23 protein-coding genes, 1 tRNA gene and 1 pseudogene are annotated in these 21,607 nt (G+C 65.2%); 11 read left to right on the forward strand and 14 right to left on the reverse strand.

The window, feature by feature from the left end:
* Window positions 1–95: 95 nt before the first annotated feature.
* On the forward strand, window positions 96–416 hold the full coding sequence (gene trxA, locus HNR60_RS20235; protein WP_184261446.1) for a thioredoxin: 321 nt from the start codon (window positions 96–98) through the stop codon (window positions 414–416).
* A 327-nt stretch (window positions 417–743) separates the two neighbouring features.
* Here the strand turns inward: trxA and HNR60_RS20240 are convergent, their stop codons facing one another.
* The 3 genes from HNR60_RS20240 to trpA form a co-directional block, all read right to left on the reverse strand.
* Entirely contained in the window at window positions 744–2,087 is a 1,344-nt protein-coding gene (locus tag HNR60_RS20240) for a glutamate ligase domain-containing protein (RefSeq protein WP_184261448.1), read from the reverse strand.
* On the reverse strand, window positions 2,084–3,070 hold the full coding sequence (gene accD / locus HNR60_RS20245; RefSeq protein WP_184261450.1) for an acetyl-CoA carboxylase, carboxyltransferase subunit beta: 987 nt from the start codon (window positions 3,068–3,070) through the stop codon (window positions 2,084–2,086). The genes HNR60_RS20240 and accD overlap by 4 nt, the downstream gene beginning before the upstream one ends.
* 144 nt (window positions 3,071–3,214) lie before the next feature.
* Window positions 3,215–4,051, reverse strand: a complete 837-nt coding sequence (trpA, locus tag HNR60_RS20250) for a tryptophan synthase subunit alpha (protein ID WP_184261452.1) — start codon at window positions 4,049–4,051, stop codon at window positions 3,215–3,217.
* A 72-nt stretch (window positions 4,052–4,123) separates the two neighbouring features.
* Here trpA and HNR60_RS20255 point away from each other — a divergent pair, with 72 nt between their 5' ends.
* Window positions 4,124–4,468, forward strand: a complete 345-nt coding sequence (locus HNR60_RS20255; RefSeq protein ID WP_184261453.1) for an endonuclease domain-containing protein — start codon at window positions 4,124–4,126, stop codon at window positions 4,466–4,468.
* A 217-nt stretch (window positions 4,469–4,685) separates the two neighbouring features.
* Here HNR60_RS20255 and trpB read toward each other — a convergent pair whose 3' ends face one another.
* The 10 genes and pseudogenes from trpB to cmk all read right to left on the reverse strand — a co-directional run bounded on the left by trpB (window position 4,686) and on the right by cmk (window position 12,367).
* Window positions 4,686–5,903, reverse strand: coding sequence for a tryptophan synthase subunit beta (gene trpB, locus HNR60_RS20260; RefSeq protein ID WP_184261455.1), 1,218 nt, complete (start codon window positions 5,901–5,903; stop codon window positions 4,686–4,688).
* Window positions 5,903–6,559 (reverse strand): phosphoribosylanthranilate isomerase, encoded by a 657-nt coding sequence (locus tag HNR60_RS20265; RefSeq protein ID WP_184261457.1) that lies wholly within the window; start codon window positions 6,557–6,559, stop codon window positions 5,903–5,905. The genes trpB and HNR60_RS20265 overlap by 1 nt, the downstream gene beginning before the upstream one ends.
* A gap of 49 nt (window positions 6,560–6,608) precedes the next feature.
* Window positions 6,609–7,001, reverse strand: coding sequence for a lipopolysaccharide assembly protein LapA domain-containing protein (locus tag HNR60_RS20270; protein ID WP_184261459.1), 393 nt, complete (start codon window positions 6,999–7,001; stop codon window positions 6,609–6,611).
* Between the two features lie 33 nt (window positions 7,002–7,034).
* Entirely contained in the window at window positions 7,035–7,340 is a 306-nt protein-coding gene (locus tag HNR60_RS20275; protein ID WP_184261461.1) for an integration host factor subunit beta, read from the reverse strand.
* A 170-nt stretch (window positions 7,341–7,510) separates the two neighbouring features.
* Window positions 7,511–8,488 carry a signal peptide peptidase SppA gene (gene sppA, locus HNR60_RS20280; protein WP_184261463.1) on the reverse strand — a complete coding sequence of 326 codons (978 nt, stop codon included), beginning with the start codon at window positions 8,486–8,488 and terminating at the stop codon, window positions 7,511–7,513.
* 363 nt (window positions 8,489–8,851) lie between these two features.
* Window positions 8,852–10,549 carry a 30S ribosomal protein S1 gene (rpsA, locus tag HNR60_RS20285; protein WP_184261465.1) on the reverse strand — a complete coding sequence of 566 codons (1,698 nt, stop codon included), beginning with the start codon at window positions 10,547–10,549 and terminating at the stop codon, window positions 8,852–8,854.
* Window positions 10,550–10,854: 305 nt separating this feature from the next.
* A pseudogene (locus HNR60_RS20290) lies at window positions 10,855–10,962 on the reverse strand (cytidylate kinase); the annotation flags it as partial.
* On the reverse strand, window positions 10,920–11,411 hold the full coding sequence (locus tag HNR60_RS20295) for a hypothetical protein (protein WP_184261467.1): 492 nt from the start codon (window positions 11,409–11,411) through the stop codon (window positions 10,920–10,922). The gene HNR60_RS20295 and the pseudogene HNR60_RS20290, both read right to left, overlap by 43 nt.
* Window positions 11,392–11,694 carry a hypothetical protein gene (locus tag HNR60_RS20300; protein WP_184261469.1) on the reverse strand — a complete coding sequence of 101 codons (303 nt, stop codon included), beginning with the start codon at window positions 11,692–11,694 and terminating at the stop codon, window positions 11,392–11,394. Before HNR60_RS20300 ends, HNR60_RS20295 begins: the two co-directional genes overlap by 20 nt.
* Window positions 11,695–11,725: 31 nt before the next feature.
* Window positions 11,726–12,367: a (d)CMP kinase gene (gene cmk, locus HNR60_RS20305; RefSeq protein WP_184261519.1), complete on the reverse strand. Its 642-nt coding sequence runs from the start codon at window positions 12,365–12,367 to the stop codon at window positions 11,726–11,728.
* A 214-nt stretch (window positions 12,368–12,581) separates the two neighbouring features.
* On the opposite strand from cmk, the gene HNR60_RS20310 reads away from it, so the two are divergent.
* Entirely contained in the window at window positions 12,582–13,253 is a 672-nt protein-coding gene (locus tag HNR60_RS20310) for a lysophospholipid acyltransferase family protein (RefSeq protein WP_184261471.1), read from the forward strand.
* Window positions 13,254–13,579: 326 nt separating this feature from the next.
* Here HNR60_RS20310 and aroA read toward each other — a convergent pair whose 3' ends face one another.
* Entirely contained in the window at window positions 13,580–14,929 is a 1,350-nt protein-coding gene (aroA, locus tag HNR60_RS20315; protein ID WP_184261473.1) for a 3-phosphoshikimate 1-carboxyvinyltransferase, read from the reverse strand.
* Between the two features lie 148 nt (window positions 14,930–15,077).
* Here aroA and HNR60_RS20320 point away from each other — a divergent pair, with 148 nt between their 5' ends.
* The 8 genes from HNR60_RS20320 (at window position 15,078) to ugpE (ending at window position 21,598) form a co-directional block, all read left to right on the forward strand.
* Complete coding sequence (locus HNR60_RS20320) at window positions 15,078–15,500, forward strand: TIGR02300 family protein (protein WP_184261475.1); 423 nt, start codon at window positions 15,078–15,080, stop codon at window positions 15,498–15,500.
* Window positions 15,501–15,565: 65 nt separating this feature from the next.
* Window positions 15,566–15,641, forward strand: a tRNA-Ala gene (locus HNR60_RS20325).
* 428 nt (window positions 15,642–16,069) lie between these two features.
* A complete protein-coding gene (locus HNR60_RS20330; RefSeq protein WP_184261477.1) occupies window positions 16,070–16,312 on the forward strand; it encodes a GIY-YIG nuclease family protein in 243 nt (80 codons plus the stop codon).
* Window positions 16,313–16,351: 39 nt separating this feature from the next.
* A complete protein-coding gene (locus tag HNR60_RS20335) occupies window positions 16,352–17,557 on the forward strand; it encodes a CaiB/BaiF CoA transferase family protein (protein WP_184261479.1) in 1,206 nt (401 codons plus the stop codon).
* 181 nt (window positions 17,558–17,738) lie between these two features.
* Window positions 17,739–19,055 (forward strand): sn-glycerol-3-phosphate ABC transporter substrate-binding protein UgpB, encoded by a 1,317-nt coding sequence (ugpB, locus tag HNR60_RS20340; RefSeq protein ID WP_184261481.1) that lies wholly within the window; start codon window positions 17,739–17,741, stop codon window positions 19,053–19,055.
* Window positions 19,056–19,216: 161 nt separating this feature from the next.
* The gene (locus HNR60_RS20345) at window positions 19,217–19,612 is read left to right on the forward strand and encodes an endonuclease domain-containing protein (protein WP_184261483.1); all 396 of its coding nucleotides are present in this window, start codon (window positions 19,217–19,219) and stop codon (window positions 19,610–19,612) included.
* 2 nt (window positions 19,613–19,614) lie between these two features.
* A complete protein-coding gene (ugpA, locus tag HNR60_RS20350) occupies window positions 19,615–20,496 on the forward strand; it encodes a sn-glycerol-3-phosphate ABC transporter permease UgpA (protein WP_184261485.1) in 882 nt (293 codons plus the stop codon).
* Window positions 20,497–20,749: 253 nt separating this feature from the next.
* Window positions 20,750–21,598, forward strand: coding sequence for a sn-glycerol-3-phosphate ABC transporter permease UgpE (gene ugpE / locus HNR60_RS20355; protein WP_184261487.1), 849 nt, complete (start codon window positions 20,750–20,752; stop codon window positions 21,596–21,598).
* The last annotated feature ends 9 nt before the right edge of the window (window positions 21,599–21,607 follow it).

Here is a 21,607-nt window from a genome sequence, read left to right on the forward strand (position 1 = left end):
CGTGCTTGACCCTGCCCAGGCGCGTTCTTACGTTGCTAGACATCTTACCGGCGCGATTCCCGACGCGCCTCTCCAACATTCAAACGAGGTATTCCATGGCCGTTGGCAAGGTTTCAGACGCCGATTTCGAATCCGAAGTTCTCAACGCGGCGGGTCCGGTCGTGGTGGATTTCTGGGCCGAATGGTGCGGTCCCTGCCGCATGATCGCGCCGGCGCTGGACGAGATTTCCAGCGCGCTCGGCGAGAAGGTCAAGATCGTCAAGCTCAATGTCGACGAGAATCCGCAGACCGCGTCGAAGTACAGCGTGATGTCGATCCCGACGCTGCTGATCTTCAAGGGCGGCGAGATGGCCTCGCGCCAGGTCGGCGCCGCGCCGAAGCAGAAGCTGCAGCAGTGGATCTCCGCCGCGGTGTGAGCTGACACTGATTTGATTGGTTGCGACGGCCCGCCAGCGCGGGCCGTTTTCGTTTTGGGTGCCTTGTTCGGCAACCTCACCTATCGACTTCGCGGTGGTCGTACCCCGGACGCGGCGCACGACGCCGCGCTTGCGGGGGCACTGCGCTGCTGCACACCAAGCCGTCATCCCCGCGAAAGCGGGGATCCAGTACGCCGGAGCGTTGCGGCTGAACCGCTGCGCTCTGCAATACTGGGCCGCCCGCTTTCGCGGGCGGTGACGGCAATGCATGGGTTTGCGCCGCCCGCACCTGGCCCGGAACACCAGAAACCTAGCCAATATGAAGAGTTACTTCGGCGGCGTGCCGTTCTGCGCCAGCACTTCGCCGGCGAGATAGAGCGAGCCGGCAATCAAAATCCGCGGCGGCACTTCATAGGCGAGCCGGCGCAGCGACGCCAGCGCCGCTGCGACGCCGTCCGCGATCTCGACCCGCAGCCCGAGTTTTCGCGCAGCATCCGCGAGCGTCTCCGGCGGCATCGCGTCAGCTCGGCTCGGAATCGGCACCGCGATGATGTGGCGGGTCAGTCCTGAGAAATTGCTGAGAAACGCCTCGGCATCCTTGTTGGCCATCATCCCGGCGATCACCACCAAGGGGCGCGACACCCGCTCCTCGAGATCGCCGAGCGCCGCCGCAGCGACCCGGCCGCCGTCGGCATTGTGACCGCCGTCGAGCCAGACCTCGCAGCCCTGCGGCGCCGCATCCACCACAGTGCCGGCGCTTAGCCGCTGCATCCGCGCCGGCCATTCGGCGCCGGCGACGCCGGCCTCATAGGCGGCGTGATCGATCCGCAGCGTCTCGATCGCGCGCAGCGTGGCGATCGCCAGCCCGGCATTGTCGAACTGATGCCGGCCGAACAGTTTTGGCGCAACCAGATCCATGAGGCCCCGGTCGTCCTGATAGACCAGCCGGCCGCGCTCGATGCCGACATGCCAATGTTGCCCCGCGGCGTGCAGCGGCGCGTGCAGCCGCCGCGCCTCGGCTTCGATCACCGCCATCGCCTGGTCCGGCTGCTCGGCGCAGATCACCGGGCTGCCGCGCTTGATGATGCCGGCCTTCTCAGTGGCGATCGCCGCCAGCGTGGTCCCAAGAAATTCGGTGTGGTCGATGCCGATCGGCGCGATCACGCTGGCGAGCGGCCGCTCGATCACATTGGTGGCGTCGAGCCTTCCGCCGAGCCCGACTTCCAGCAGAAGAATATCGGCGCGACGTTGCGCGAAAAGCTGCAGCGCGGCGGCGGTCTCGATCTCGAACAGCGTGATCGGCTGGCCGGCATTGAGCATTTCGCAATGGCGCAGCGCCGCAACCAATTCGTCGTCGCCGACCAGCACGCCGCCGCCGACCCGGCCGAGCCGGATGCTCTCATTGGGCCGCACCAGCCATGGCGAGGTGTAGGTGTGAACGCGCAGGCCGCTCGCCTCCAGGATCGCCCGCAGATAGGCCAGGGTCGAGCCCTTGCCGTTAGTGCCGGCGACGTGAATCACCGGCGGCAGGCTGCGCTCGGGACGGTCGAGCCGCTGCAGCAATCGCTGCATCCGCTCCAGATCGAGATCGATGCGCTGCGGGTGCAGCTTGGCCAGCCGCGCCCGCACTTCGGCCAATGGCGTCAGCGGTGCGGCTGCGCCTTCGCTCACGCCGAGGGCGCGGCGGGCGCCGGCGTTTGCGCGGCCACCGGGGCCGGCGGCTGGGCCGGCAGGTCGGAGCTCGGCGGAATGATCTCGGCCACCACCGGCTCGGGCTCCGGCTCAAGCTCCACGATCACTTCCGGCATCGGCGCCTTGGTGAGCAGCCGGCACAGCCGCCCCAGCGTCGCCTTCAGGTCGTGGCGGTGCACCACCATGTCGATCATGCCGTGCTCTTTGAGATATTCGGCGCGCTGGAAGCCTTCGGGCAACTTCTCGCGAATCGTCTGTTCGATGACGCGGGCACCGGCAAAACCGATCAGCGCGCCGGGTTCGGCGATCTGCACGTCGCCGAGCATGGCGTAAGACGCGGTGACGCCGCCGGTGGTCGGGTTGGTCAGCACCACGATATAGGGCAGCTTGGCGTCGCGCAGCATCTGCACGCCGACCGTGGTGCGCGGCATCTGCATCAGCGACAGGATGCCTTCCTGCATCCGCGCGCCGCCGGAGGCCGCGAACAGGATGAACGGCGATTGCTTCTCGACCGCAAGCTCGATGCCGCGCACGATCGCCTCGCCGGCGGCCATGCCGAGCGAGCCGCCCATGAAGTCGAAATCCTGCACCGCGACCACGACTGCGGCGCCCTCGAGCTTGCCGTAGCCGACCTTGATGGCGTCGTTCATGCCGGTCTTGGCGCGGGCATCCTTGATGCGATCGACGTATTTGCGTTCGTCGCGGAATTTCAAAGGATCGGGTGTGACCTCGGGCAGCGCGATGTCGTACCAGGTCTCATTGTCGAAGATCGATTTCAGCCGCGCCGCGGCCCCCATCCGCATGTGGTAGTTGGAGCCGGGAATCACGAACTGGTTGGCTTCGACGTCCTTGTAGAACACCAGGTGCCCGGAATCCGGACATTTGATCCACAGGTTCTCCGGCGTCTCGCGACGCAGGATGTTACGGATCTTGGGGCGAACGACGTTGGTCAGCCAATTCATGATGCACTCCGCGTCGCTTGTATCCGGGCGTCGCTGCTATCCGGGAGGCGCCTCCGGTCGCGGACGGCGCGCTGTCTATATGGCGGCCCGGGCCACGCCCGGCAACCCGCACCTTGGTGGACCCTTGGTCCGCCGCAATTGTGGCTATTCGGCCGCCTGCTGCGCCGCATGGACGCCGTTGGCGAGCGACCTGACCAGCTCGGTGACGGCGCCGACCGTGGAAGCGGTGGCCCGGCCGTCGTTGTCGAGGCTCTTGGCGAGTGCGTCGACCAGCGCTGAGCCGACCACCGCGCCATTGGCGTGGCGGGCGATGTCGCGGGCCGCCTCCGGGGTGCGGATGCCGAAGCCAACGCAGACCGGCAGCTTGGTGTGGCGCTTGATCCGCTCCACGGCCTCGCCGACCACGGCGGAATCAGCACTTCCCGAGCCGGTGATGCCGGTGATCGAGACGTAATAGACAAAGCCCGAGGTGTTCGCCAACACCGCCGGCAGCCGCTTGTCGTCGGTGGTGGGCGTCGCCAGCCGGATGAAATTCAACCCGGCCTGCATCGCCGGCAGGCACAGTTCGGAGTCTTCCTCCGGCGGCAGGTCGACGATGATCAGCCCGTCGACGCCGGCTTTCTTGGCATCGACCAGGAATTTGTCGACGCCGTAGATGTAGATCGGATTGTAGTAGCCCATCAGCACCAGCGGCGTGGCGTCGTCGTCGCGGCGGAACGCCTGCACCAGAGCCAGCGTCTTCTTCAGCGTGGTGCCGGCCTTCAGCGCGCGCAAGCCGGCGGCCTGGATCGCCGGGCCGTCGGCCATCGGATCGGTGAACGGCATGCCGATCTCGATGATGTCGGCGCCGGCCTTGGGCAACGCCTTGATCAGCGCGAGCGAAGTGTCGAGATCGGGATCGCCGGCCATCAGGAAGGTGACGAAGGCGGCGCGGCCTTGCTTCTGCAGCTCGGCGAAACGGGTGTCGATGCGGGTGGTCATGATGTTGCGCCGGATATGCTATGCCTCTGCTGGTCAGGGAGAGGCCGGCTGCCAAGCAGCCCGGTGAAAGGGATGGACAAGTTCAAGGCGAGAGCCAGACAACTGCGTTCCGCGCAGACCAGCCCCGAAGCCAAGCTCTGGCAAGCACTGCGCAACCGTCGGCTGTCGCGCTGGAAGTTTCGCCGGCAGCACCCGATCGGGCCGTACGTCGTGGATTTTGTCACATTGGACGGCAAGCTCGTCGTCGAGGTCGACGGCGTGACGCATAGCGAAGCCGACGCGGTCAAGCGCGACGCCCACCGCACCCGCGCGCTGGAAGATTGCGGTTTCCATGTCGTTCGCGTCACCAACATCGACGTGTACGACAATCTTGAAGGCGTCTTGCAGATGATCGAGGCGACGCTGCCGGAGGTCTGATGCCCCCTCACCCGGATCGCAAGAGCGATCCGACCTCTCCCCGCCGGGGAGAGGTGAGCAAGTGGCATCGCTTCGTTTGCCGTCTCAACGCGACGCCGCGCGGCGGCGACACGCCGAGTCGGCGGCAACTCTTCACCTCTCCCCACCGGGGAGAGGTCGACCGGCAGAGCGAAGCGACGCCGGTCGGGTGAGGGGGCCAATCGGAGAACCAAGCTCCTCATTTCTGCGCGGCCTGCAGAATCTCCGCGACCTGCGGGATGTCCTTGTCGCCGCGGCCGGAGAGGTTGACTACCATCAGGTGATCCTTCGGCCGCTTCGGCGCCAGCTCCATCACCTTGGCGATGGCGTGCGCCGGCTCCAGCGCCGGGATGATGCCTTCCAGCCGCGACAGCAGCTGGAACGCGGCCAGCGCTTCATGGTCAGTGGCGCTGAGGTAAGTCACGCGGCCGGTCTCGTGCAGCCAGGAATGCTCCGGACCGATGCCGGGATAGTCCAAGCCGGCGGAAATCGAATGGCCTTCTTGAATTTGGCCGTCCTCGTCCATCAACAGGTAGGTGCGGTTGCCGTGCAATACGCCGGGGCGACCGCCGGCGATCGAGGCGGCGTGTAATTGCGTCAAGCCATGGCCCGCGGCCTCGACGCCGAAAATCTCCACGGTGGGATCGTCCAGGAACGGATGAAACAACCCCAGCGCGTTAGAGCCGCCGCCGATGCAGGCGACCAGCGAATCCGGCAGCCGGCCTTCGGCGGCTTGCATCTGCGCCTTGGTCTCGGCGCCGATGATCGACTGGAAGTCGCGCACCATCATCGGATAGGGATGCGGCCCCGCCACCGTGCCGATGCAATAGAAGGTATCGCTGACGTTGGTGACCCAGTCGCGCAGCGCCTCGTTCATGGCGTCCTTCAGCGTGCGGGCGCCGGCCTGCACCGGCACCACCTTGGCGCCGAGCATCTGCATCCGGATCACGTTGGGCTGCTGCCGCTCGACGTCGACCGCGCCCATGAACACGATGCATTCCAGGCCGAACCGCGCGCACAAGGTCGCGGTGGCGACGCCGTGCTGACCGGCGCCGGTCTCGGCGATGATGCGCTTCTTGCCCATCCGCCGCGCCACCATGATCTGGCCGAGCACGTTGTTGACCTTGTGCGAGCCGGTGTGGTTGAGCTCCTCGCGCTTGAAGTAGATCTTGGCGCCGCCGAGGTGCTCGGTGAGACGCTCGGCGTAATACAGCGGCGACGGCCGGCCGACATAGTCCTTCAGATAGCCGTCCATCTCGCGCTGAAACGAAGGGTCGGCCTTGGCGTCCGCATAGGCCTTTTCCAGATCGAGGATCAGCGGCATCAGGGTCTCGGCGACGAAGCGTCCGCCGAAAATGCCGAAATGCCCGCGCTCGTCGGGGCCGGAGCGAAACGAGTTTGGCAGCTGCGAAGTCATCAGATCATCAACTCTTGCGAGGCGCGCGCGGCGCGAATGAAGGCGCGGATCAGATCGGGATCCTTGACGCCGGGGGCGGTTTCGACGCCCGAGGAAATATCGACGCCGCCGGCGCGGGTGATGCGCACCGCTTCGGCGACGTTATCGGCGGTGAGGCCGCCGGACACCATGAACGGCCGCGCCAGATCGAGGTCGCGTAGCAGCGTCCAGTCGAACACCGCGCCGAGCCCGCCGGGACGGCTGGCACCTTTCGGCGGCCGCGCGTCGAACAGGATGCGGTCGGCGACCGCCGCATAATCAGGTAACGGCGCAAGATCGGCCGGCGTTGCGACGCCGAGCACTTTCATCACCGGCAGACCGAAGGTCCGGCGGATCTCGGCGACCCGCGCCACCGATTCATGGCCGTGCAGCTGCAGAATGTCCGGCCGCAGCGCCGCGATCACGCCTTCGAACAGCGCATTGTCGGCATCGACGGTCAGCGCGACCTTGGCGGCGCGACCCGCGGTGGCGTCACCGAGCTCGCGCGCCTGCGCGAGATCGACATGCCGCGGCGAGGCCGCAAAGAACACGAAGCCCACCATGTCGGCGCCAGCCGCCAGCGCCGCGTCGAGCGTCGCGCGGGTGGACAGGCCGCAAATTTTGACGACAAGGGGCATGGTCTCGCAGCACGGGTTGGCCGATCGGCAAGGCGCTCGAGAGCGGGTGTTACAACGTCGCGCTCTGCTTGTCTCGCGAACTGTTGGCGGAACCGAGCTGCAGCAGCCGCGGCGCCCGCTGGGCTTCGGCCGCGGGCGGGGTAACGACGCTGGCGCGCAGCTCAGTCAGCTGCGCCCGCGCCTCGATCGCCTCGGCCTGGTGCCGGCGCGCCGCTTTGCGCCAGCGCCGCTGCCGCAGCCAGGTCACCGTGCTGCCGGCGATCACGCCGAGGATCGCCACGCCGATCAACAGAACGAACAACGGCAGCGTGGCCGCGAGTTCGGGATCATTGCCGGCGAACGGATCGAGCGACACCGTCACCAACTGGCGGTTGGCGAGCGCAAACACGAAGATGATCAGTCCGAGCGGAATCAGAACCAAGGCCGTCAGGAATTTCTGCATGGTCTCTCTCGCCTTGAAGGCTGCCGAACCGCGCTACGCGCCGGTGTCTGGCGCTCCGCTGTCACGGTTCAACCGTTCGCGCATTTCCTTGCCGGTCTTGAAGAACGGTACGCTCTTTTGGTCGACCGGCACATGGGCGCCGGTGCGGGGATTGCGCCCGGCGCGGGCCGGCCGATGCTTGACCGAAAACGCACCGAAGCCGCGAAGCTCGACGCGGTCGCCGCGCGCCAGAGCCGCTACGATCTCGTCGAGGATCGCGTTGACGATATTCTCGACGTCCCGCTGATAGAGGTGCGGGTTGTGCTCGGCGATGCGCTGAACGAGTTCGGATTTGATCATCGAGACTGGGGCCCGTGGGTGCGGATCGCCATTTCCGTGAAAATACCTTGGACTGTCAAGACGCTAAATGAAATCAGAGGGCGTGGAAATCACTAGGTCTGTGCCGAAAACGGCATCGCGACACCCCTTGCGCGGCTTGCACGCCGCGCGACGCGGCGGCCTCGCCGAGATCAGTTCGATCCCGCCGGCTGCCACAGCGCCAGCATGCCATCCAGGCCGAGCTGCTCGACCGATTGCACCACGCCGGCGCGCTCGATCTGCCGCGCCACCGCGTTCAGGCCCATCGCGTCGAGGGTGATCGACGCCGCAGCGCGCAAGAAGGTGAGGTCGCCGAACCGCGGCTCGAGCTTGTAGTCGCGCACCGGCAGGTCGGCCTTGACCTTCTTTTCCGCGACCAGCCAGGCGATCGCGGTCTTCTCGTCGCCGAGCTGATCGATCAGCTTGAGGTCGACCGCCTGACGCCCGGTGAACACCCGGCCGTCGGCGACTTTTTCGAGTTGCGCTGCGTCCATGCCGCGGCGCTGCTGCACCAGGCCGCGGAACCAGGCGTAGGAATCCTTCACCAGCGACTCCAGCGCGGCGCGGGCTTCCGGGCTGGTCGGCTCGAAGCCGTTCGGCGCGGCCTTCAGCGGCGACGACTTCACTTCCTCGACCTTGACGCCGACGGTCTTCAGCAATTCGGTGAAGTTGGGAAACTGAAACAGCACGCCGATCGACCCGACCAGCGAGCTCTGCTGCGCCACGATATGATCCGACGCGATCGCCGCGATGTAACCGCCGGAGGCCGCCAGGCCCTCGACCACCACCACCAGCGGCTTCTTGGCCTTGAGCCGCACCAGCGCGTCGTAAAGCTGCTCGGAGCCGGCGGTGGTGCCGCCCGGCGAGTTGATGTGCACGACGACCGCGGCGGCGGCGGATTTTTCCAGCCGCTCCAAAGCTTCGACGCGGTCGGCGTCGCTGCGGATCAGGCCGTCGATTTTGACGCGGGCGATCGCCCCGGCGCTCGGCGCCAACGCGCCCGACGGCACCGCCGCGGAGCCCACCGCAATCACCGCCGCAATGGCGACCAGCGCCGCCGCCACGCGCCAGAACGTCAGCTTGCGGCGCATCCTGCGGCGGTCGACGATCACATCGGAATCAAACGACATCGAAAATTCTCCAGCAGCGACCGTCACGGTTGTCCATCCGGACCGTTGATCGATCGTGTCCCGATTACATCAATTGCAACCCAATATGAAGAAAACAAGGTGCGGCCCCATGACCAGGCCTCGTGTCCCGGTCGCGGTGCAGCGCGAAGCGCTGCTCCGCAGAACCGGGACCGTTCCGAAGGCAGCATCCGTGACGGCCCCGGCTCTGCAGCGCATCACGCCGCAAGGGCGGCGTGATGCGCTTTGTCCGGGGCACGCCGACCTTTGAGCGGCGGCCGAACACGTCGCAATGCGGCTGCTCAACCCACGAAAAAAGGCCCCGGTTTCCCGGGGCCCTCGATCCAACTTCGACCTTGTCGAAGCTTATTTGTCGCGCTGCTTCAACGCGGTGCCGAGAATGTCGCCCAGCGTCGCTCCCGAATCCGAAGACCCGTATTGCGCGATGGCTTCCTTCTCTTCGGCGACTTCGAGCGCCTTGATCGACACCTGGACCTTGCGGGCCTTCTTGTCGAACTGGATCACCCGGGCGTCGACCTTCTCGCCAACGGCGAAACGTTCGGCGCGCTGATCGGAACGCTCACGCGCGAGCTCGGAGCGCTTGATGAAGGTGTTGAAGTCGGTGCCGACGATCTGCACGTCGATGCCCGATTCCTTCACGTCCAGCACTTCGCAGGTCACGATCGCGCCCTTCTTGACGTCGCCCGGCTCGGCGAAGGGGTCGCCTTCGAGCTGCTTGACGCCGAGCGAGATGCGCTCCTTCTCGACATCGACGTCGAGGACGATGGCCTTGACCATGTCGCCCTTCTTGAAGTTGTCGATCACCTGCTCGCCCGGCTGCTTCCAGTCGAGGTCGGACAGATGCACCATGCCGTCGACTTCGCCGTCGAGACCCAAGAAAAGTCCGAACTCGGTCTTGTTCTTGACTTCGCCTTCGACGGTGGCGCCGACCGGATACTTCTCGACGAACACTTCCCACGGATTGCGCATGGTCTGCTTGAGACCGAGCGAGATCCGGCGCTTGACCGAATCGACTTCCAAGACCTGCACTTCGACTTCCTGCGAGGTCGAAACGATCTTGCCGGGGTGCATGTTCTTCTTGGTCCACGACATTTCGGAGACGTGGATCAGGCCTTCGATGCCCGGCTCCAATTCGACGAACGCGCCGTAGTCGGTGATGTTGGTGACGCGGCCGGTGAAGCGCGCGTTCAGCGGGTACTTCGCCTCGATGCCCTGCCACGGATCGTCCAGCAGCTGCTTCATGCCGAGCGAAATGCGGTGGGTCTCGTGGTTGATCTTGATGATCTTGACCTTGACGGTCTGGCCGATGGTCAGCACCTCGGTCGGGTGATTGACCCGGCGCCAGGCGATATCGGTGACGTGCAACAGGCCGTCGATGCCGCCGAGGTCGACGAACGCACCGTAATCGGTGATGTTCTTGACCACGCCGTCGATCACCTGACCTTCTTCGAGGTTCTGCACCAGTTCCTGGCGCTGCTCGGCGCGGGTCTCTTCGAGAACCGTGCGGCGCGACACCACGATGTTGCCGCGGCGGCGATCCATCTTGAGGATCTGGAACGGCTGCGAGTTGTTCATCAGCGGCGCGACGTCGCGGATCGGGCGGATGTCGACCTGCGAGCGGGGCAGGAACGCCACCGCGCCGTCGAGGTCGACGGTGAAGCCGCCCTTGACCTGGTTGAAGATGACGCCGTGGACCTTCTCGTTATTGTTGAAGGCCTTCTCGAGCTTGCCCCAGCTTTCCTCGCGGCGCGCCTTGTCGCGCGACAGCACGGCTTCGCCGAGCGCATTCTCGATCCGGTCGAGGAACACCTCGACGGTGTCGCCGACCTTGAGTTCGCTGTCTTTGCCGGGGCCGGCGAATTCGCGCAGCGCCACGCGGCCTTCGGTCTTCAGGCCGACGTCGATGACGGCCATGTCCTTCTCGATCGCAACAACAATGCCCTTGATGACAGAGCTTTCCTGCAGATTGCCGCCGGCGAAGGACTCGTCGAGCATCGCGGCAAAATCGTCGCGGGAAGGATTATAGGAAGCAGTCGAAGCCATTTGTTCTCCAGATGCGGGTGTCGCCGGCTTATCGGTTGAGGGCGTATCGGGCGTGAAGTGCCAAAGGTCCGCGCCCTTTGGCGACCGCTTGCTGAATGGCAAAGCGGGCCGGCAGCATGCCTGCACGATCGATACGGTGGTTTTTAGAAATTCCAAAGACGATCCGGGGCCTGAACACGGCGGACCAACCTCGAAAATCTAAGGTCGTGATCCTATCAGTTCAACACCACACACGCGACCTGGAGCGGGCTTTCCTCCAATGACGGCAACGGTTTCGCCTGAGTGTCCCAATTCCCGGGAAAATCTCAGACCCGCTGCCGGCCCGCTCGAACGGCCTCGACAATGTCGATGGCGGCCCGGACGCCACTTTCTATATCCAAATGCGAGTTATCGAGCAAGTGCGCCGAACTCGCCGCTGGTCATAGGCTAGGCTGCGGAAACGATTAAGAGCGTCCCGCGCTGTCGCGATAACGGTGCGCACATCCAGAACGTATAGATACAGCGCCGGATCGTAGTCCGCCCGGTGTCGGAGGCCACGCAATTCAAGCACCGCCGCTGCGAACGCGCGGAGGTCAGGTCCAAATTTAAACGGCTGAGCCCCGACCGCGAAAGAGGGATTCATGCAATATTCGCAGACACTTTTCAGGCCAGCATGGTCAATCTGACGGTAAGCGAGTGCATACTCGGCGGTGTTTCGATTGGTCGATCCGATATAGGTGTCCGCCGCCGCCCTCATCACGGCATGAAACACCGCGTAATAGGCCGTCGATACGGCTCGCCGAAGATCTGCCTGCCGTGCGTTAGACAAGGTGATGAGATGTTCCGCCTGATCGAGGTAGTGGTCAGGGTTCGGAAGCGTCATTGACAGCTTCCATGTCCGCGGTCGTCGCGTAGTGGATGATCGGGAACCTATGCTCACCGAGTCCGATCAATTGATCGGATATGCGTGTCAGGATGTTCAGCGGCGTTTCACCCTTCAGCAGGGCAGTCTCCGCTTCAGGCCTGACCACAACGTTGATTTCAATGATCGGGTCGTCCGTCCAATCGACTGACGGCCGCGATATCACGGACGTCACCGCGTTCATCACCGTGTGCGCGTTGACGACGTCGCGAGCAATACGTTCGATTTCGGCGCTTTCTGCCATGACCCGGAACATACGCCCGTGTCAGAGAAGTTCAAGGGCGACTCTGCCGGCCCGCTCGAACGGCCTCGACAATGTCGATGGCGGCCCGGACGCCACTTTCTATATCCAAATGCGAGTTATCGAGCAAGTGCGCATCGTCTGCGGCTTTTAACGGCGCCGCGGCGCGGTTCTTGTCGCGCTCGTCGCGCTTGAGAATATCCGCCAGCACCTGCGCCTCGTCGGCGGCCTCGCCGCGCGCCAGCGCTTCCTGGGTGCGACGATGCGCGCGGACGCCGGCATCGGCGACGACGAAAATCTTCACGTCGGCGTCCGGGCAGATCACGGTTCCGATGTCGCGGCCGTCCAGCACCGCGCCCGGCAGGGTGGCGGCGAACTGGCGCTGGAAGGCGACCAGCGCGGCACGGACCCGCGGCAGCGCCGACACCACCGAGGCGGCCTCGCCGACGGTTTGCGACTTCAGCGCCGGATCGCTGAAGCTGTCCGGATCGAGCGCCTCGGCCGCCGCAACGGCGCGGGCCTCGTCGGTGAGGTTGGCGCCCTGGTCCAGCAGCGCTTTGGCGACCGCGCGGTAGATCACGCCGGTATCTAGATGACGGTAGCCGTAATGCGCCGCGAGCCGCTTGCCGAGCGTGCCCTTGCCGGAGGCGGCCGGTCCGTCGATGGCGATAATCATGCTGATCCTGCTTTCCTGCGGCCGCCTTCTTCGCAAAAAGGGCGCGGCGCCGGCCACCTTCAACACCGCCAAGGGCGAAGTTTCAAGCCGCGGCGACCGCGTCGGGTCGTTTGCAAGCCGGCTGGCGGCACGTATAAGCCGCCTCCCAAAGACCTCGCAGACGGCGCGGCGGCTCACGCCCTGCGACGCTGCCATCTTCCTGGTGGATATTTCGATGGCTACGCCCGCTTTCATCAAACGGATCCTGCGCTCGGATGCGTTCCAGACCACCATCAGCTACCCGTTGGCGGCGTATTTCCAGATCGTGACCTGGACGGCCAAATTCGACCGGCCGCGACCGCCGGTTCCGGGACCCTACATCATGGCGATGTGGCACGGCCGGCTGATCATGCTGCCGATGCTGTGCATGGAAGACAAGGCGCTGAAGGCGCTGATCAGCGGCCATCGCGACGGCCGCATCATCTCCAAGATCGGCGCGATCTTCGGCATCGAGACCGTCACCGGATCGAGCTCCAAGGGCGGCATGCGCGCGGTGCGCGAATTGATGCGGTTCGGCCGCGACGGCCATTGCCTGTTCGTCACCCCGGACGGCCCGCGCGGACCGCGGATGCACGTCAACGACGGCGTTCTGGATCTCGCCCGGCTGACCGGGCTGCCGATCCTGCCGGTGTCGATCAGCCCGCAGCGCGCGGTGGTGTTCAAGAGCTGGGACCGGCTGTTCCTGCCGAAGCCGTTCTCCAGGATCGTGGTGCGCTGGGGCGAGCCGATCACGGTGGGCGCCGACGCCGACCGCGCGGCGATCAGCACCCAGCTCGAGGCGGCGCTGACCGCCGTGCAGCGCGACGCCGACACGCTGGCCGGGCGGGTGCCGATCGAGGCGGCGTAGGCGGGGCCGGGTCTCCACAACGCGACGTCATTCCGGGGCGCGAGCCCTCTTGGGCGAGCGAACCCGGAATCTTGCCGCTGGGGAAAGACTCACGCCCGTTGCGAGATTCCGGGTTCGCTCGAGCTTCGCTCTCGCGCCCCGGAATGACCGCGCGTGAATTCATTTAGAGCATCGTGTCCCGGACGCGGAGCAGCGCGCAAGCGCTGCGACGCGAGCCGGGACCATTGCAAGCGCTGCGTTCCGTTACGGCCCCGGCTCAGCAGCGCACCACGCCGCGAGAGCGGCGCGGTGCACCGCGTCCGGGGCACGGGACCAACACTCAGTGCTCAGCCGAACTCCGCGCCGAGCCGGCGCATCATCGGAATGAAGTCCGGGAACGAGGTGGCGATGAAGCCGGTGTCGTCGATCGTCACCGGCTGGTCCGCGGCGAGCCCCATCACCAGCGCCGACATCGCGATGCGGTGATCCATATGGGTGGCGACCAGCCCGCCGCCGGGTACATGGCCGCGGCCTTCGACGATCAGATCGTCGCCGTCGATTTCCACCGCAACGCCATTGACGCGCAGCATTGCCGCGGTGGCCTCCAGCCGGTCGCTCTCCTTGACCCGCAATTCCTTCAAGCCGCGCATCCGCGTGGTGCCCTCGGCGAAGGCGGCGGCCACCGCCAGCACCAGATATTCGTCGATCATCGACGGCGCGCGCTCCGGCGGCACCTCGACGCCCTTGAGCTGCGAGGCACGCACCCGGAACTGGGCCATCGGCTCGCCGGCGTCGCCGCGGACCTCGCTCTCTTCGATCGAGCCGCCCATTTCGCGCAAGGTCTTGAATAGCCCGGTGCGCAGCGGATTGGTCATCACCTCGGTCAGCACGATGTCGGAGCCCGGCACGATCAGCGCCGCGACGATCGGAAACGCCGCCGAGGACGGATCGGCCGGCACCACCACCGGCGCGCCGGTGAGTTCGGGCTGGCCGGTCAGCGAGATCTTGCGACCGTGTACGCCCTCGGCTTCGGTGACGATCTGCGCGCCGAAATGGCTCAGCATCAATTCGGTGTGGTCGCGGCTGGCCTCCTGCTCGATCACCGTGGTGACCCCGGGTGCCGATAGCCCCGCCAATAGCACCGCCGATTTGATCTGCGCCGACGCCACCGGGGTGCGGTACAGGATCGGCAGCGGATCGCGGGCGCCGGCCAAGGTCAGCGGCAACCGGCCGCCGTCGCGGCAATCAGTGACCCGCGCGCCCATCAGTTCCAACGGATCGACGATCCGGCGCATCGGCCGCGAGCGCAGCGAGGCGTCGCCGTCGAAGGTGGCTTGAATCGGACAGCCGGCGACGGCGCCCATCACCAGCCGGCAGCCGGTTCCGGAATTGCCGAAATCGAGCGCCGCGGCCGGCTGCGCGAAGCCGGCGACGCCGACGCCATGAACCGTCCAGGCAAAATCGCCGGTGCGCTCGACCTGGGCGCCGAGCGCCCGCATCGCCTTGGCGGTGTTGAGCACGTCCTCGCCCTCGAGCAGCCCGCTGATCCTTGTCTCGCCGACCGCCAGCGCGCCGAGAATCAGCGCGCGATGCGAGATCGACTTGTCGCCCGGCACCCGCACCCGGCCGGTCAGCGACGCGGACTTGCGCGATTCGAGCGGGCTCGGCTGGCCGGCGGGGTGAGTTGAATGGGTCAAGATTGTGTTCCTCTGCGCCGGCGCGGTCGGTTGCGAAAAGGCTTGCGCGCATCACGATGCCGTCGCCCTCGTGCAGAGCGCTATTGACAGCAGCGTGGCAACTAGCCAAGTGAAGCACCGTTTTTCAAGAATTCCCAGGATTGCACAAGTGGCCAAATCCGACCTCGGCACCAAGCGTATTTGCCCGACGACCGGCAAAAAGTTCTACGACCTCAACAAGAGCCCCGTGATTTCGCCCTATACTGGGGAGGTCGTGCCGATTGCGCCGATTCCGCCGCCGCGGACCCGTGCGGACGCCGCCTCGCGCGCCGCCGCAGCTTCGGCTGCCGCTGCTGCCGAAGCGCCGGAAGCCGCCGAAGCCGAGGAATTAGTGCCGTTGGAAGAAGCCGACGCCGAGGAGAACACCGGCAAGGTCAAGGCCGTGGTGCCGGAATCCGAAGACGACATCGAGATCGACGACACCATCGAAGACGATGACGACGACGATTCCACCTTCATCGCCGACGAGGAAGAAGGCGACGAAGACGTCACCGATATTATTGGTGACGTTTCTGGTGACGAGGAGACTTGAGATCGTCGCCGGAATGTGATCAACGAATGCCTGCGCGGACGAATCCCACCGCCGCGCACGGTTAAGGGGCCATAGCTCAGCTGGGAGAGCGCTTGCATGGCATGCAAGAGGTCGGCGGTTCGATCCCGCCTGGCTCCACCACGCTTCGCCTTCGGCTACGCGTGGCGCAGCCACGCTAGCCGAAGGCGAAGCGTGCCCGGCATAGCCCGCAGGGCGGCGACGGGCTGGCACAGAACTCAACAACTCCATCTCATCGAATCAGCTCTCTTCTCTTTTGAGCAAACTCGCCATCGCTCCGCGTGGCGCAGCCACGCTAGCCGAAGGCGAAGCGTGCCCGGCACAGCCCGCAGGGCGCGCGACGGGCTGCAGCAAAATCCAAATCAATCCACTTCAGATCATCCGACCTTGGCTTTGCTCGTCTGGCTTGGGCGAGCACGCTTGGCGCGGTCTTGCTAGCCGAGGGCGAAGCGTCCCCGGCGCAACGACAGGCGTGGACGTATTGTTTTTCCTTGGTAGATTTTCCGCCGTCAACGCGGCGGCCGGCGTCGCGGCGCCAACCCGGTGAACCGATGTGGTACGTCTACATCATCCGCAGCGTCAGCTTTCCGGATCAGGTTTATACCGGCGCTACGGCCGACCTGAAGCAACGAATCGCGGACCATAACGCCGGCAAATCTCCGCACACTTCAAAGTTTACGCCGTGGGAATTGTGCTGGTACTGTGGATTTCCAGACAAGTTCAAAGCTCTGGAGTTCGAAAAGTACCTGAAGTCCCATTCCGGCAGGGCCTTCGCAAACAAGCGGCTCTGCTAGCTTCCAGCCTCTCGATGTAAGCTTCGCAAGAAAGCGCCCATGTCCCCTGAAATTGCCCCCGGTGCGATGAGCGGTCTGCGCGTGATCGATTTGTCGCGCGTGCTCGGCGGTCCGTATTGCACGCAGATCCTCGCCGACCACGGCGCCGATGTGATCAAGGTCGAGCCGCCGAGGGGCGACGAGACCCGCGAATGGGGCCCTCCCTTTCACGACGAGGACGCGGCGTATTTCATCGGCGTCAACCGCAACAAGCGCTCGATCGGGCTCGACCTCGCCTCGCCCGGCGGCCGCGCGGTGCTGTTGAAGATGCTCGACCGGGCCGACGTGCTGATCGAGAATTTCAAGCCCGGCACGCTGGAGAAATGGGGCCTCGGCAACGAGGTGCTGAGCGAGCAATTTCCCCGGCTGGTGCATTGCCGGATTTCCGGCTTCGGCGGCGACGGCCCGCGCGGCGGCAATCCCGGCTACGACGCCATCGTGCAATCGATGGCCGGCATGATCGCCGCCACCGGCTCGAAGGAAAGCGGGCCGACCCGAATCGGCGTGCCCTTGGTCGACATCACCACCGGGCTCTATGCGGCGATCGGCATCCTGATGGCGCTGGCCGAGCGGCAGAAATCCGGCCGCGGGCAATTCGTCGAGACCACGCTGTTCGAGACCGGCCTCGCCATCATGCATCCGCATGCCGCGAACTACTTCCTGCACGGCAGGCCGCCGGCGCTGACCGGCAACGAGCACCCGAACCTGGTGCCCTACGCGATCTTTCCGACCCGCACCGACGACATCTTCATCGGCGTCGGCAACGACGCCACCTTCCGCAAGCTAGCTAAGGAGATCGGCAAGCCGGAACTCGGCACCGATCCGCGCTTCGCCCGCAACAAGGATCGCATCGCCAATCGCGACGCGCTCAGCGCCGAACTCGGCGCGGTGTTCAGCCAGCATGACGCCGAGCCGTTGTGCGATCGGCTGCTGGCGGCGGGGCTGCCCGCCGGCCCGGTGCAGACCATCGACAAGGCGTTGACCGGCCCGCACGCCGTCTACCGGGGCGACGTGATCGAGAAGGATTGGTACAAGGGCGTCGCCTCGCCGATCCGCTTCGAGCGCAGCAAAGCCTCGTTGCGCCGGGTGCCGCCGAAATTCGCGCAAGACACCGACGAGGTGCTCGGCGAGTTCGGTTTTTCGTCGGACGAAATTGCATCGCTGGTTGCAAGCGGCGCGGTGTGCGACCACGCGCATAAGCGCTGAGGCCGCGGCGCGGCCCAACGCACGCGTCGATACCGCATTGCGGCGGTTGCTATTCCGCCTTTTTTTATCGCTTCCCTCGGGCGTGGCTTCGCCCCTAGGCTGCGCTCGTGGACATGGTCATGTGCATGTCATCGGGCGCTGTTACCGCGCGACGAGATGATGGCCAATCGGGAGGATATTGATGGCACTTCGACATGTCGGCCTGGCGGCGACGCTTTCGCTCGCGCTCGGCCTTGCATCGCCTGCGCTTGCTGCAACCGAGATCCAGTGGTGGCACGCCATGACCGGCGCCAACAACGACGTCATCGTCAAGCTCGCCGAAGAATTCAACGCCGCGCAGACCGACTACAAGGTCGTGCCGTCCTATAAGGGCAGCTATCCCGACACCATGAACGCCGGCATCGCCGCGTTCCGCGCCGGCAACGCGCCGCATATCATCCAGGTGTTCGAGGTCGGCACCGCCACCATGATGGCGGCGACCGGCGCGGTGAAGCCGGTCTACAAGCTGATGGCGGACACCGGCGAGCCGTTCGACTCCAAGGCCTATCTGCCGGCGATCACCGGCTACTACTCGACCTCCAAGGGCGAGATGCTGTCGTTCCCGTTCAACTCGTCCTCGATGGTGATGTGGATCAACAAGGACGCCTTGAAGAAGGCCGACATCGCCGAGATCCCGAAGACCTGGCCGCAGGTGTTCGAAGACGCCAAGAAATTGAAGGCCGCGGGCTATGCCACTTGCGGCTTCTCCACCGCCTGGGTGACCTGGGCCAATCTCGAGCAGTTGTCGGCCTGGCACAACGTGCCGCTGGCGAGCAAGGCCAACGGCCTCGACGGCTTCGACACCAAGCTTGAATTCAACGGCCCGCTGCAGATCAAGCACCTGGAAAAGCTCATCGAGCTGCAGAAGGACAAGACCTACGATTATTCCGGCCGCACCAATTCCGGCGAAGGCCGCTTCACCGCCGGCGAATGCCCGATCTTCCTGACCTCGTCGGGCTTCTTCGGCAACGTCAAGGCGCAGGCCAAGTTCGACTGGACCAACGCGCCGATGCCGTATTACCCGGACGCAGCCGGCGCGCCGCAGAATTCGATCATCGGCGGCGCCTCGCTGTGGGTGATGGGCGGCAAGACGCCGGCGGAATACAAGGGCGTCGCCAAATTCCTCAGCTTCCTGTCCGACACCGATCGTCAGGTCGCGATCCACAAGGCCTCGGGCTATCTGCCGATCACCAAGGCGGCCTACGCCAAGGCCCAGGAGGAAGGCTTTTACATCACCGCGCCGTATCTCGAGACGCCGCTCAAGGAATTGACCAACAAGCCGCCGACCGAAAACTCCCGCGGGCTGCGGCTCGGCAACATGGTGCAACTGCGCGACATCTGGGCGGAAGAAATCGAATCCGCTTTGGCCGGCAAGAAGACCGCCAAGGACGCGCTCGACACCGCGGTGACCCGCGGCAACGCCATGCTGCGGCAGTTCGAACGCACGGTGAGCAAGTAAGCGCTAAGCCGGGCAGGATACGAGGCGTCCGTTGCGGCGTCCCGGATCTTGAGCGCAGCAAGCCAGCGAAGGTAGCGTAGTCGATGCATTCGAGAGCGGAGGGAGCTCCCCTCCCGCCGCTCTCGCGGCGGGGAGGGGTCGGGGGTGGGGGGACGACGCCGATGTCGCGTACAATCGATCACCGCGTCCCCCGCGCCCGCAGCCTGCGGCAGAATACGACCGATGCCGAGCGCAAGCTGTGGCAGCGCCTCCGCAAGATCGCGCTCGGCGATGTGCACTTCCGCCGGCAAGCCACCATCGGTCCCTACTTCGCGGACTTTGCCTGCCACGCGATTCGGCTTGTCATCGAAATCGACGGTGGGCAGCACGCGGAGAGCGCAACGGATCAGGTCCGCACCGACTACATGCATGCGCAGGGTTATCGGGTGCTGAGATTTTGGAATCACGAGGTGCTTGAAAATATCGACGGCGTTGTCGAGACGATCTTGAGCGCCGCGTCCGTGGCTCCCCCCACCCCTGACCCCTCCCCGCCGCAAGAGCGGGGGGAGGGGAACTAAGAATGCAAAAGCAGTCCGTGTTTCACTCCCCGCTGCTGCCGTTCCTGCTGATCGCCCCGCAGGTCGGCATCGTGCTGGTGTTCTTCTATTGGCCGGCGCTGCAGGCGGTGTGGCAATCCTTCCTGCTGCAGGACGCGTTCGGGCTCTCCACCACCTTCGTGGCGTTCGAGAACTACGCCGAGCTGTTGCAGCAGCCGGAATATTTCAACGCCATCGTCCGCACCTTCGCGTTTTCCGCATTGATCGCCGGCTCCTCGCTGTCGTTCGCGCTGCTGCTGGCGGTGATGGCCGACAAGCCGCTGCGCGGCGTCGGGCTCTATCGCACGCTGCTGATCTGGCCCTATGCGGTGGCGCCCGCGGTCGCCGGCGTGCTGTGGATGTTCATGCTGCATCCGTCGCTCGGCGTACTGGCGCGGGGACTGCGCAACATGGGGCTCGACTGGAATCCGCTGCTCAACGGCAACCACGCGGTGATCCTGGTGGTGCTGGCCGCGGCCTGGAAGCAGATCTCCTACAACTTCCTGTTCTTTCTCGCCGGCTTGCAGTCGATCCCCAAGAGCGTGCTGGAGGCCGCGGCGATCGACGGCGCCGGCCCGATGCGGCGGTTCTGGACTGTCACCTTCCCGCTTTTGACGCCGACGATCTTCTTTCTGATCGTGGTCAACATCGTCTACGCGTTCTTCGACACTTTCGGCATCATCGACGCGATGACCGGCGGGGGCCCGGCGAAATCCACTGAAACGCTTGTCTACAAGGTCTATCTCGACGGGCTGCTCGGCGGCAATCTCGGCTCCTCAGCGGCGCAGTCGGTGCTCTTGATGGTGATCGTGATCGGGCTGACCGCAATCCAGTTCCGCTACGTCGAACGCAAGGTGACCTACTGATGCAAGCTTCGCCGGTCATCACAGACGCGGAGATCGAGGCTCTTCACCTCTCCCCGCTTGCGGGGAGAGGTCGACCCGGCGTAGCGCCCGCGAAGCCGGGTCGGGTGCGGGGGCGTCTCCCCGAGTCAGAACTCGCGGCGACGCCCCCTCACCCGTCTGACACGCGCTGCGCGCGCGTCAGACACCCTCTCCCCGCAGGCGGGGCGAGGGAAAGTCGGCGGCGCCCGCATTCACTTTTCGAAGGCCTGTCCTGATGGTCGAGCGCCAGGGCATCCGCGGTCTCGTCGCGCATCTCATTCTGTGGGTCGGCATCGCTGTGGTGGCGTTTCCGGTCTATCTGGCGTTCGTCGCCTCGACCCAGGACGCCGCCTCGATCGCCAACGGCCAGATGTCGCTGCTGCCGGGCGGACATTTCCTCGAGACCTACACCCGGACGATCTTCGTCGGCACCTCCGGCTCGACCCGCGAGCCGGTCGGCGTGATGCTGTTCAATTCGCTGGTGATGGCGCTGGTCATCGCGCTCGGCAAGATCGCGATCTCGATCCTGTCGGCCTACGCCATCGTGTACTTCCGCTTCCCGTTCCGGATGTGGATCTTCTGGATGATCTTCATCACCCTGATGTTGCCGGTCGAGGTGCGGATCTATCCGACCTACAAGATCGCCGCCGATCTCAACATGCTCGACAGCTACGCCGGCTTGACGTTGCCGCTGATCGCCTCGGCGACCGCGACGTTGTTGTTCCGGCAGTTCTTCATGACGGTGCCGGACGAACTCCTGGAAGCGTCGCGGATCGACGGCGCCGGGCCGTTGCGGTTCTTCTGGGATACGCTGCTGCCGCTGTCGCGGACCAATATCGCGGCGCTGTTCGTGATCCTGTTCATCTATGGCTGGAATCAGTATCTGTGGCCGCTCTTGATCACCACCCGCGACGACATGCAGACCATCGTGATCGGCATCCGCAAGATGATCACAACTTCGGACGCGCTGACCGAATGGCCGATGGTGATGGCCACCGCGGTGCTGGCGATGCTGCCGCCGGTGCTGGTGGTGATCGTGATGCAAAGACTGTTCGTGCACGGCCTGGTGGAGACGGAAAAGTGAAAGTCGCGT

The organism is Rhodopseudomonas rhenobacensis (assembly GCF_014203125.1).
In the GTDB taxonomy this organism is placed as follows: domain Bacteria; phylum Pseudomonadota; class Alphaproteobacteria; order Rhizobiales; family Xanthobacteraceae; genus Rhodopseudomonas_A; species Rhodopseudomonas_A rhenobacensis.